Below are 12,940 nucleotides of genomic sequence, written 5' to 3'. Positions count from 1 at the left end.
ATAAGGTAAGCGTAGAAAACAGTGTTTATCTGTCAAAAGGTGCCTTTGAAATTTTCGGAGAATAAGCTTTTACGAAGCTTAGCCCAAACCAACATCTAATGTCATCATGATAATAAACCCGCCAATAAATCCCATGGTTGCAATATCTGTATACTTATCTTGTTGGGTCTCAGGAATAACTTCTTCTACTACCACAAAAATCATTGCTCCTGCAGCAAAGGAAAGAGCATAAGGAAGAATTGGCTGAAATGTCAGAACCGCCCATGCCCCTAATACGGCAGCAATTGGTTCTACCATTGCCGACGCCTGTCCGTAAGTAAAACTCTTAAGTCTGGATAATCCTTGTCGTCTAAGTGGCATAGCCACTGCGAAACCTTCAGGAAAATTCTGTAATCCAATCCCAAGGGCTAAAGCAACAGCTCCACCAATGTTTGCTCCTTCAAAGCCAGCAGCAACGCCTCCAAACAAAACGCCAACAGCCAGACCCTCAGGAATATTATGCAGGGTAATGGCAAGTGTAAGTAAAGTTGTTTTATGCCAGGGTGTTTTTATCCCTTCACTTTCTTTAAAATTAATATGCAAATGGGGCAAAACCTTATCCAAGCCATAGATAAAAAGCGCCCCTAAAAGGAAGCCTACCGCTGCAGGAATCACTTTAACAAATCCCTCCCCCGGACTCATTTCTATTCCGGGTGCCAATAAACTCCAAAAACTGGCTGCGACCATTACACCTCCTGTAAATCCAAGCATCCCATCTAATACAGCCCGGTTCATCGTCTTAAATAAAAAAACCAGTGCGGCTCCCATGGCCGTAAGAAACCAGGTAAATAAGGTGGCATATAGAGCCGCTAAAATTGGATTAATACTTTCAAAATAAGCAATCACATTTTCCATATTACCTATATTTTTTTAACATATAAATTGGATGCAATTAGTTGCGATAAATGCATAGGTCTATCCTCTATTAATACATGTAAGGAGTTATCAAATTCTTCTATCTCCATAACCCTTATGGTATTTCCCAAAGCAATTTTATTCTTATCCAAAAACCTTAAGAAGGCAACAGAGGAATCTTTTACCCCAACACAGATGCTTGCAGAGTTTATCTCCATCTGACTCAATAACTCCTTATCGCGTTTCTTAATCTGCCCGTTCTTTGCCGGAATAGGATCTCCATGCGGATCATATTCTGGGAAATTCAAGAGCTCATCTAGTTTATCAATTAATTTATCGCTATTAATATGTTCTAATTGCTCAGCAACCTCGTGTACCTCGTCCCAGCTAAAATCTAACTTCTGAACCAAAAAAACCTCCCACAACCGATGTTTTCTCACTATAGAGAGTGCCAATATCCTTCCTTTTTCTGTTAAAGATACTCCTCGGTATTTTTTATAGTTAACCAAGCCCTTTTCCGATAATTTCTTCATCATATCGGTCACGGAAGATGGCTTGGTGGACATCTGCTCTGCCACAGAATTTGTACTTACGGCCTTCACCCCATCTATCCCTAAATGGAAAATTGCTTTAATATAGTTCTCTTCAGAATAAGTCATGAAAAGTATTTATGCAAAAATACATTTTTATTTATAAAAACATATTTTTAGATTTGTCTAAATTTATATTTAGCTTTGCACAATGGCATCCTTCTTAAACAAACCCTTTTGCATATTGCTACTTTTCCTTATTTTCTGGAACACCTATGCTTTTGCCCAAGATTCAGCAGTAAAGGGGGTAGTTAAGGCTAATGGCAATCCACTTCCTCTGGCTCATGTGCAGATTTTTCCAGGAGGAATTGGTACAACCTCTGATAAAGATGGTCGGTTTGTGATAGAAGGTATACCTGAAGGGACATATACTCTAAACATTTCTTCTCTTGGGTATATGGAGTTGAATAAAGAAATTGTGGTTCAAAAAGGAAAAGTACTGGCACTAGAGCTAATTCTTATTCCCTCTATGGAGCAATTAGATGAGACAGTAGTCACTGGGACTTTAAAACCAATAAAAAGATTGGAAAGTCCTGTCCCTGTAGAAGTCTATAAACCTACTTTCTTCAAAAAAAATCCTACTGCAAGTATTTTTGAAGCCTTACAAAACATAAATGGGGTTAGACCTCAGATCAATTGCAATGTGTGTAATACGGGAGATATTCATATTAATGGCCTTGAAGGGCCATATACTCTGGTTCTTATTGACGGCATGCCAATTGTGAGTGGCCTGGGTACTGTATATGGCCTTTCTGGGATACCCAATTCTCTAATTGAACAGGTAGAAATAATAAAAGGACCTGCCTCTACTTTATACGGAAGCGAGGCTGTTGGAGGTCTTATTAATATTATAACTAAGAACACCCTGGAGGCGCCGACCTTAAGTCTCGATAGTTTCTTAAGCGGATGGGGAGAATATAACCTAGATTTGGGGTCTCATATTAACATTGGTGAGAGCACCAATTTACTTTTAGGTCTTAATTATTTTAGATACGATAATCCCATCGACAATAATGGAGATAATTTTACAGATCTTACAATTCAGGATAGGGTATCTCTTTTTCAAAAATGGACCTTAAGAAGACCCAGCAATAAGCTATTATCCATAGCAGGAAGATTCTTTTATGAAGATCGATGGGGAGGCGAAATGCAGTGGACACCAGAATTTCGAGGTACGGATGAAATATATGGTGAGAGTATATATACAAGAAGATGGGAATTTTTAGGGAAGTATCAACTCCCAATTGAAGAGAATGTATTGTTTTCTGCTTCTTATAACGATCACAGCCAAAATTCTGTTTACGGGGATACTCCTTATTTGGCTGATCAAAGAATAGGTTTTGCACAGTTAACCTGGAACAAACCTTTGGGCAGGCACGACTTGCTTTTGGGAAGCGCATTGAGATATACCTATTATGATGATAATACAACAGCAACCGGTAACAATGGAGGCAACTTTATAGACGAGGTATGGATTCCTAGTCTATTTATCCAAGACGAATGGATTTTCTCTAAAAAACATTCCCTACTTACCGGTCTGCGATATGATTATGATAAAAGGCATGGCGCCATATTTACTCCTAGGCTTGCCTACCGATGGAAGTTTAATGACAATGACATCCTTCGCTTTAATGCAGGAACAGGTTTTCGAGTGGTGAACTTATTTACAGAAGAGCATGCCGCATTGACCGGAGCAAGAGATGTAATTATTGCTGAAGATTTAGAACCGGAACAGTCCGTAAACTTTAATCTTAATTATCTGAAGAAAATTTATAGCGACGGCGGGAATTTTATTGCATTGGATGCCTCTGCATTTTACACCTATTTTAGCAACGCTATTTTACCAGACTATGACACCAATCCAAATCAAATTATTTATAGGAATCTAGATGGTAACGCTATTTCCAAAGGCCTAAGTCTTAACCTTGATTTTGCCTTTGCCAATGGCTTAAAAATGATTGTTGGGGGTACACTTATGGATGTCAGTAATACCCGAGATGGCATTACTCAAAGACAAATTCTTACCGAGAGCTACTCGGGAACATGGAGTATTTCATATGCGATTAGAAGCATGAATTTGTCTATAGACTATACAGGAAATTTATATGGCCCAATGAGACTTCCTTTACTTGGTGAATTGGATCCTAGAAAAGAATTTTCTCCCCTTTGGAGCATACAAAATATACAGTTTACTTATTCAGGCATCGGTGACTTTGAAATTTATGGAGGTGTAAAAAACTTATTAAACTGGACACCTAACAGGGGCAACCCATTTATTATTGCCCGGGCCGAAGACCCCTTTGATAAAAACGTGGTATTCGACAATGCTGGAAATGCAGTGCAAACTCCTGATAATCCTTATGCCCTAACCTTTGATCCATCCTATGTCTATGCGCCAAATCAAGGAATTAGAGGGTTTTTAGGCCTTCGTTATAGAATAGATTAAAACCAATTCCAAAATTCTTATTTGTACATTTGATATTTAGTTTACGTGAATACAGATTTCGATTATATAATAGTAGGTGCCGGTGCCGCGGGATTGATGCTTGCCAATTCGTTGGGTAAAGACTCCTTTTTTAAAACCAAGAAAATTCTTCTTATTGACAAGGATAAAAAGGAGGAGAATGACCGTACATGGTGTTTCTGGGAAAAAGGAGAAGGGGAATTTGACAGTATTCTTTTTAAAAACTGGAAACGCATCCAATTTTTAGCAAAAGACTTCTCTCTGGATAAAGAAATAACTCCTTATGCCTATAAAATGTTAAAAGGAAGCGATTTCTACACCTTCATGCTAGAAAAAATCCAAGCCTATCCCAATATTAGTTTTCAGCTGGGCACGGTATTAAATATTACAGAGCAACAGAATCTGGTTGAAGTAGAAATAGACACTGCGACGCTCAAAGCAAAAAAAGTGTTTAATAGTATTTTTGATGTCTCTTTTGTAAAAAATCAAACCAAATACCCTTTAATACAGCAACATTTTGTAGGATGGGTTATAAGAAGTAAAAAGCCCATTTTTAATTCGCAATCCCCAACTTTTATGGATTTTTCTATTCCACAAAAGGGAAATACGCGCTTTATTTATATTCTCCCATTTAGTGATACCGAAGGGCTCATAGAATATACTCTTTTTTCTGCCAAAACCTTGGAAAAAGAAGAATACGAATTGGCCATAAAACAGTATATTACTGAAGTTCTCGGCTGTGATTCTTATGAACTACTTGAAAAAGAAAAAGGAAATATTCCTATGACAAGCTATGATTTCAACAGCCAAAACTCACAGAACATTCTACATATTGGACTAGCTGGGGGTTGGGCAAAGGCTAGTACCGGGTATACCTTCAAAAAAACACAAAAAAAAACCAAAGAACTCATTTCTTTTTTAAAAGTGAATAAGCCTTTAGACACCTTTAGCGGGAAAGACAAATATTGGTTTTATGATCTTTTACTACTAGACATTCTCTATAAAAACAATGCGGCAGGAAGCATAATCTTTGAGTCTCTTTTTAAGAATTGTAGTCCACAAATACTGCTTAAATTCCTAGATGAAGAGACAAGTCTATCAGAAGATTTGAAGGTTATTTCCAGTTGTCCCAGCTCCTATTTTATAAAAGCCCTTTTTCAGAGAATACTTTAAACTTCTCTTTGCATTAGTTTTAATCCAAACTCTTGAAGGGGAGCTACTTTTTCAGAAGGGACATCTAACAATTTCAGAGACTCAAAAGCAAGGTGTGTGTATTTTTCAATTTCTCTTTTTATAGCCTCCGTCGCGCCACTTTTCTCGTAAATGTCCTTTACCGTCTTGATTTTATCCAAGGGCTGTACAGGCTTAATGGAAAAAAGATCCACCAGGTCGGTAACCTGTTCCTGAGTGCCCATCTTTAATGACTGTAAATAAAGAAAAGTCTTTTTATTCTCAATAATATCTCCTCCAACCTGCTTGCCAAAGTTATCCGGATCCCCAAAGGCGTCAAGAAAATCATCCTGCAATTGAAAAGCAATACCCAAATTAAGCCCAAAATCATAAATCAGTTCCTGAGATTTTAGGGAAGCACCTGCTATCATTGCGCCCATTTTTAATGCTGCCGCAACCAATACAGCTGTTTTATAAGTGATCATCTTAATATACTCCTCTTCTGTTACGTCATCCCTCTCCTCAAAGTCCATATCGTACTGCTGGCCTTCGCACACTTCTATGGCAGTCTTACTAAAGAGTTTTATTAATGCCTTGAAGGTATCATTCTCATAATTTTCAAAATATTGATAGGCATTAATCAACATAACATCTCCAGATAGTATACCTGTATTTACATCCCACTTTTCATGAACCGTAGGTGAGCTTCGTCTAATAGGTGCTTCATCCATTATATCGTCATGAACTAAAGAAAAATTATGGAAGACCTCTATAGCCAAGGCCGCATTTAAGGCTTTTTTATAGTCCCCATCAAAGGCATGAGTCGCCATAAGGGTTAAAACAGGGCGCAGCCTTTTTCCTCCCAATTCCATAATGTATACAATAGGCTCGTAAAGGTTTAATGGTTCCCTTGCGCTCAAGGATTCCTTTAGGTATCCATTAAAAGCGTCTCTAAAGAACAGCAAATCTTGCATCATGAATTTTTTTCAAAAATACATTAAATGATAGTAACCATGTAACTATTTAAACCACTTGTTAGGAAATAATTAACTGGGTAGGAGCTGTGTTAAATTATTGTAAAACTTTGGAAACTTTTGTAGTATTTAAAGTTTCCTTGTATATATTTGTCTTCCAAATTATGAAACAAGAAATACTTATAAAAGCCTCTGACCTGTTTTTAGATCTTGGATTTAAGAGCGTGACTATGGACGATATTGCTCGTGAAATGGGCGTTTCTAAGAAGACTATTTACTCTCATTTCGAGAATAAAACCAAGTTGGTGGAAGCGGCGACTATGTACGTATTTCATGCCGTTTCCTGCGGCATAAATGAGATTTGTGCTCTTAATAAAAATCCGATTCTAGAGCTTTATGAAATTAAAAAGATGTTGATGGAGCACCTCAAGAATGAGAAAACATCACCTCAATACCAGCTTCAAAAATATTACCCCAAAGTGTATAATACCCTTCACAAAAAGCAATACCAAATAATGTACGAATGTGTGTTGCGAAATGTAGAAAAAGGTATAAAGCTTAAGATATACAGAGAAAATTTAAATATTGGTTTTGTCGCAAAAATCTATTTCTCTGGCGTTACAAGTATCAAAGATAATCGTCTTTTTCCTGAAAAAGACTTCCCCGTTTGGGAGCTTATGGATGATTATCTTGAATATCATCTTAGAGGAATCGTAACGCCAAAAGGAAGAAAACTTCTTAACCAAATCATCAATTCAAATCAGGATTAAATGAGAATTTTATCATTAGTTATTTTAGTATTGCTTAACGCCTATCTTGGCAACGCTCAGGAGGAAACAAGCAGTTTTACTCTGGATCAGGCTATAGCCTATGCCTTAGAACACAACTATAGCGTCATAAATGCAGACAGGGAGATTCTGGATGCAGAAAAGCAGAAATGGGAAACAATTGCTACTGGTTTACCACAAATTGACGGTACAGTAGGCTATCAAAATCAGCTAAAGCAGCCTGTAACCCTGATTCCCAGTGAAATTACTGGAGGCCCTCCAGGATCTTTTATTCCAGTAGTTTTTGGACAGCAAAACACCGTAAATGCTTTTGCAACGCTCAGACAACAGATTTTTGATGGCTCCTATATTGTTGGGGTTCAGGCAACAGAGGCCTTCCTTAGATACAGTCAAAATTTTAAAGAAAAGACCGATCTAGATGTTAGGCAGTCGGTCATTGAGGCTTATGGAAATGTCCTCTTATCAAATGAAACTGTTGCCATTTTAGAAAAGAATAAGGCCACCTTAGAGAAAAACCTTTTTGAAACAGAAAAACTATTTGAGAATGGACTTGGAGACGAGGAGAGCGTTGAACAATTGCAGATAACTCTTGCATCCATAGATAATGCTTTACGGAACTCTATCCGCTTTGAAGAAATAACCCTGCAAACCTTAAACTTATTAATGGGACTCCCCATTGAAAACAAGACAATACTGTTAGAAAACCTTGACGATTTAACCCTAAAGCAAATAGATTTTAATCTTTTAGAATCGGACTTTTCCATGGAGAACAATGTGGATTATAAAATTGTTGCCAATCTAAATGAACAGCGTTATTACGAACTTAAACTAGCTAAAAGTAGAGGCTTACCAACTCTTAATGCCTTTGTAAATTACGGTGCATCTAGTTTTAGTAATACATTTTCTTTTTTTGAGAGTGGACAGGACTGGTATCCTGCGTCAACCCTTGGCTTCGATTTGAAAATTCCAATTTTTAGCTCCTTAAATAGAAGTGCCACTACGCAAAGAGCTAAAATTGCCTACGATCAGGCCAAAACCCAGTTAACGGAAACTGAAGAACAAATAAGACTACAACTTGAACGTGCCAAAAGTGACTATATCTTTTCCATAGAAGGTTATGAAACCGCAAAAAGCAACCTCAACTTAGCCGAAAGAATTGAAAAGAAAAATGAAACAAAATATTTCGAAGGACTTGCTACCAGTTTTGAACTGCGTCAGGCACAAGAGCAACTTTATAGCGCTCAAGGAGACTTTCTTGATTCTATGGTAGAAGTAATCAACAAAAAAACTGCATTGGAAACAGTGCTTAACAATTAACATCCAACAAAAAACAGAACAAATGAAAAATATAGTTTTAACCAGCCTTCTTATTCTGATACTGGCCTCCTGTGGAGATGGGTCTGACACCTCTGTAGAAGCCGTAATTGCTGAAGGGAACCTTGAGAAGGTTAAAAGCAAAAAAGAGGAATTAACGGAAAGACACCGGGAATTGACAAAGGAAATAAGGACTCTTGATTCAGTTCTCCGGGCTGGGAACAAAGACTCTAAACTAGCCTTAGTCACCACTTTAAAAGTAGAAGCACAGCCTTTTAACCACTTTCTAGAGTTGCAAGGGAATGTAATGACGAAACAGAATGTTTTAATCTATCCCGAGATGAACGGCACCCTGCAAAAAGTTTATGTGAAAGAGGGGCAAAGTGTAAAGAAAGGTCAACTTCTTGCTACCATTGATGACGGAGGTATGAGCAGTCAATTAACCCAATTGAAAACCCAGGAAGCCTTAGCCAAGACTACTTTTGAAAGACAAAAAAGACTCTGGGATCAGAAAATTGGATCTGAGATTCAATTTCTTCAAGCCCAAACGAATTACGAAGCAATTCGAAGCTCCGTGGCCCAAGCAGAAAGCCAACTTGCTAAATCTAATATTAGAGCTCCGTTTTCAGGAATAATAGACGATGTAATACAGGACCAAGGTACAGTTGTTTCTCCGGCAAATGGCATGGCTGTTTTTAGAATTATTAATCTTTCCAATATGTATATCGCCGTAGATGTTCCGGAAAACTATATCAACGGAGTTACTGTTGGGAAGGATGTAAAAGTGTATTTTCCTGTACTCAGGGATACAATAAATTCTAAAGTAAGGCAAACCGGAAATTTCATTAATCCTACCAATAGATCTTTTCAGGTAGAAGTTGCTGTTCCCAATGAAAAAAGGAATATAAAACCCAATCTTACCGCAAGAGTACAAATCAATGATTACAGCAATAACCAAGCTATACTAATTCCACAAAGTGTAATCTCAGAGAATGCAAATGGGCAACAATATGTCTATATAATCAATAAGGAAGATTCCAATACTACTACGGTAAAAAAACAAACGATTCTAACGGGTCAGACACAGGGAGATTTAGTTGAAGTTATTGATGGAATAACGCTTGGCGATGAAGTGATTAAAGAAGGTGCAAGAAATGTAAAAGAAAATCAGGAAGTTAAAATAATATAAACAGATGAGTAAGCAACAAAAAAATGCGAACAAAGAATTTCGTTTGGCTTCCTGGGCTATAGATAACCCTTCGGTTATCTATGTGATGATAGGAATATTTTTGGTGATAGGCCTGTCGGCTTATTTTTCAATGCCAAGAGAAGATTTTCCTGAGGTAAAAGAAACCAAAATTTATATCAGTACGGTATACCCGGGCAATACCGCGGAAGATATTGAAAGACTAATCACTGATCCCTTAGAGGATAAACTTAAAAACGTTAGTAATCTTGTTGAAATAACTTCTACTTCTCAGGAAGACTATTCTATGATTGTAGTAGAGTTTGATGAGGACATCACCGTTGAAAGTGCCAAGTTAAAAGTAAAAGATGAAGTAGACGCAGAGAAAGCCGGGGAAGACTGGCCTATTTTTAATGGTGCTAAAGTAGAACCCGATGTCTTTGACCTTAATATTTCGGAATCCTTTCCTATAATGAATGTTAATCTTACGGGAGACTACCCCACAGATAAACTAAAGGAATTTGGTGAATATTTAGAGGATGAAATTGAAGATTTACCTGAAATTAAAGGGGTAGACATAAGAGGGGCACAAGAAAAAGAAGTAGAGGTAGCTGTTGACATCTATAAGATGATGGCATCAAAGGTTAGTTTTGATGATGTTATACAGGCTATTGCCAATGGGAATATGACCATGTCTGCTGGCAACCTAAAAACAAGCGATCAAAGAAGAACCATACGTATTATTGGGGAGGTAGAAAATCCCTTTGACCTCAATGATTTTGTTGTTAAATCTGAAAAAAACGATGCCGTTTATTTAAAAGACATCGCAAAAATAAGCTTTACGGAAGAAGACAAAACTACATATGCAAGAGAAGAAGGAAGCAGTGTGGTTATGCTCGATATAAAGAAAAGAGCTGGTAAAAATGCGATTACTGCTGCGGATAAAATAAGAGAAATAGTAGATAAGTCGAAAGAGGACTACTTCCCTGCAGATTTACAGGTTACTATAGCCAATGACTCCTCTAGTAAAACACTAAATCAGGTAGACGATCTGGTAAATAACATAATCTTTGGGATCATTTTGGTGGTCACGGTTTTAATGTTCTTTTTAGGATTTAGAAATGCCCTGTTTGTAGGGTTTGCTATCCCTATGTCTATGTTTATCTCGTTCATGATTCTGTCGGCTTTGGGCTATACACTTAATACTATGATCTTATTTGGGCTTATTATGGGCCTTGGTATGTTGGTAGACAATGGAGTTGTGGTAGTTGAAAATGTCTATCGTCTAATGGAAGAGGAAGGCTACTCGAGGATTGAAGCCGCCAAAAAAGGAATTGGAGAAATAGCTTTTCCTATAATTATATCCACTGCTACCACTGTTGCTGCTTTTGTTCCCTTAGGAATGTGGCCTGGTATTATGGGTGAATTTATGATCTTTTTCCCGATCACCTTATCGGTGGTACTAGGATCTTCACTCTTTGTGGCCATCTTCATGAATTCTATGTTGGTTTCTAGTTTTATGGAAGTTGGTGATAAAGAGCTTACCCTAAAACAGCTAATCCGCCTGAGTATAATTTTAGGTGGTATAGGATTGTTTATTATGATGTTTGGAGGAGAAATGAGAGGATTAGGTTCCCTGATGATAGTCGTTGCAGTTCTATTTTGGATATACAAATATGGCTTAAAGAAAGCTGCACTGAAATTTCAAAGAAACTATCTTTCACGTTTTGAAAACTGGTATGAAAATCAATTGCGTTTTGCTTTGCGCGGTAGAAATGTATTTATGTTTTTTGGATCTACCATTCTCTTGCTCATTTTATCCTTTGTAGCTTTTGGATGGTCACTTGGAAGCGGTAGAACTAAGGTTGAATTTTTTCCAGATAATGTCCCTAATGAAATTTACGTTTATTTGGAGTATCCCCAAGGAACAGCCATTGAAAAAACGAACAGCATAACCAAGGATATAGAAAAAAGGGTTTATGCTATTGCCAATGACGCCGAATACCAAATTGGAGGCAAAAATGTTTTGGTAGAATCTAGTGTTTCTCAAGTGGGAAAGGGAGCAGAAAATCCCTTTACCGAAGGGGGTTCAGCAGCTGAAATGCCACACAGGGGAAAAATTACTATCTCGATGAGAGAGTATAAGTTTAGAGAAGGAAAAGACACTGAAATATTAAGAAAAGAAATACAGGAAGGGCTCAAGGGCATATATCCAGGACTAGCTATTTCTGTTGAAAAAGATGCGTTAGGGCCTCCTGTTGGCTATCCTATTAATATAGAAATAGAGGGTAAGGACTACGACGAACTTATTAATGTCGCCGAGAGCATGAAAAACTTCCTGAATACCAAAAATATTGCTGGTATTGAAGAACTCAAAATTGACGTAAATAAAGGAAAGCCGAGTATGGAGGTTGTGGTAGATCGGGAGAAGGCAGGAGAACTAGGGGTCTCTGTGGCACAGGTAGGTCAACAACTTAGAAGGTCTCTATTTGGAGATAAGGCAGGGATTTATAAAATAGACGGAGAAGACTACGATATAAACGTAAGATTCAACGAAGACATTCGTTATAATAAAAGTGCTCTGTTTAATCAGAATATAATCTTCAGAGACCCGGCAACGGGGCAGATTAAAGAGATTCCTGTATCTGCAGTAGCTTCCCAGCGAAACACCTCTTCATTTAGTGCCATAAAACACAAGGATACCAAAAGAGTGGTAACGGTTTATTCTGGCTTAAAACCAGGTTTTACGGATGCAGGCGCAATTGTGGCTGAAATTAAAAAAGAAATGGAAGAATTTGCTCTGCTCCCACCCGATGTAAAAATCGACTATACAGGACAAATTGAAGAACAAAATAAGCAGATGCAATTTCTAATGGGAGCCTTCTTTTCTGGCTTAGGTTTAATTATGCTAATACTCATATTCCAATTTGGAGGAATCTCAAAACCGGGAATAATAATGACTGCTATTTTCCTAAGTTTTATTGGTGTTTTTGGCGGTTTAATGATAACTGGGTGGCCATTTGTTATAATGATGACCATGATGGGAATTATATCCCTGGCAGGAATTGTGGTAAACAATGGGGTAGTATTATTAGATTACACACAAATTCTAATCGACAGAAAAAAACTGGAATTGGGTCTCGAAGAAAAAGATCTGCTTAGTTTGAGTCAGGTTACAGAAGTAATTGTAAAAAGTGGAAAAGCCAGGCTTCGTCCTGTTTTGCTTACTGCCATTACAACGGTTCTTGGACTAATCCCCCTGGCCATAGGCCTAAATATTGACTTTTTCTCCCTTTTCTCCGAATTCGATCCAAAACTTTATATCGGAGGGGATAATGTAATCTTCTGGGGACCTTTGGCATGGACCGTAATCTTTGGTCTTATTGTAGCCACTTTTCTTACCTTAATAATCGTACCTGTAATGTTCAATATTATTTACAGAATCAAATTGCGATTTAAGAAGAAGAAAAAAATCAGGCCTCAGGAAAAAAAGAAACTCGACATAGCCGCATAAGGCGTTATTTTTTGGTAAAGAGCCCCATCCCATAGATGGGGCTCTT

Annotated in this window: 9 protein-coding genes; 6 read left to right on the top strand and 3 right to left on the bottom strand. The window is 37.6% G+C overall.

The features are described 5' to 3' along the window. Positions 1-78 precede the first annotated feature (78 nt). Together PXG98_RS04515 and PXG98_RS04510 are read right to left on the bottom strand one after the other, a co-directional pair. Entirely contained in the window at positions 79-894 is an 816-nt protein-coding gene (locus PXG98_RS04515; protein WP_276389217.1) for a ZIP family metal transporter, read from the bottom strand. A 5-nt stretch (positions 895-899) separates the two neighbouring features. After that, the gene (locus PXG98_RS04510) at positions 900-1,553 is read right to left on the bottom strand and encodes a metal-dependent transcriptional regulator (protein ID WP_276389216.1); all 654 of its coding nucleotides are present in this window, start codon (positions 1,551-1,553) and stop codon (positions 900-902) included. Positions 1,554-1,635: 82 nt separating this feature from the next. On the opposite strand from PXG98_RS04510, the gene PXG98_RS04505 reads away from it, so the two are divergent. Further along, positions 1,636-3,930 carry a TonB-dependent receptor gene (locus PXG98_RS04505; protein ID WP_276389215.1) on the top strand — a complete coding sequence of 765 codons (2,295 nt, stop codon included), beginning with the start codon at positions 1,636-1,638 and terminating at the stop codon, positions 3,928-3,930. Between the two features lie 45 nt (positions 3,931-3,975). Continuing rightward, positions 3,976-5,121, top strand: coding sequence for a lycopene cyclase family protein (locus PXG98_RS04500; RefSeq protein WP_276389214.1), 1,146 nt, complete (start codon positions 3,976-3,978; stop codon positions 5,119-5,121). Here PXG98_RS04500 and PXG98_RS04495 read toward each other — a convergent pair. Beyond that, entirely contained in the window at positions 5,118-6,092 is a 975-nt protein-coding gene (locus PXG98_RS04495) for a polyprenyl synthetase family protein (protein ID WP_276389259.1), read from the bottom strand. The two genes, PXG98_RS04500 and PXG98_RS04495, sit on opposite strands and share 4 nt — an antisense overlap. 164 nt (positions 6,093-6,256) lie before the next feature. Here PXG98_RS04495 and PXG98_RS04490 point away from each other — a divergent pair, with 164 nt between their 5' ends. The 4 genes from PXG98_RS04490 to PXG98_RS04475 are packed head-to-tail and all read left to right on the top strand — an operon-like array spanning position 6,257 to position 12,894. Continuing rightward, complete coding sequence (locus PXG98_RS04490; RefSeq protein WP_276389213.1) at positions 6,257-6,862, top strand: TetR/AcrR family transcriptional regulator; 606 nt, start codon at positions 6,257-6,259, stop codon at positions 6,860-6,862. Further along, the gene (locus tag PXG98_RS04485; RefSeq protein WP_276389212.1) at positions 6,863-8,197 is read left to right on the top strand and encodes a TolC family protein; all 1,335 of its coding nucleotides are present in this window, start codon (positions 6,863-6,865) and stop codon (positions 8,195-8,197) included. Positions 8,198-8,219: 22 nt separating this feature from the next. Continuing rightward, entirely contained in the window at positions 8,220-9,383 is a 1,164-nt protein-coding gene (locus tag PXG98_RS04480; protein WP_276389211.1) for an efflux RND transporter periplasmic adaptor subunit, read from the top strand. Between the two features lie 4 nt (positions 9,384-9,387). After that, positions 9,388-12,894: an efflux RND transporter permease subunit gene (locus PXG98_RS04475; protein WP_276389210.1), complete on the top strand. Its 3,507-nt coding sequence runs from the start codon at positions 9,388-9,390 to the stop codon at positions 12,892-12,894. Positions 12,895-12,940 lie beyond the last annotated feature (46 nt).

The organism is Eudoraea chungangensis (genome assembly GCF_029360665.1).
Classification (GTDB): domain Bacteria; phylum Bacteroidota; class Bacteroidia; order Flavobacteriales; family Flavobacteriaceae; genus Eudoraea; species Eudoraea chungangensis.
This window is presented reverse-complemented; position numbering and strand designations above follow the sequence as displayed.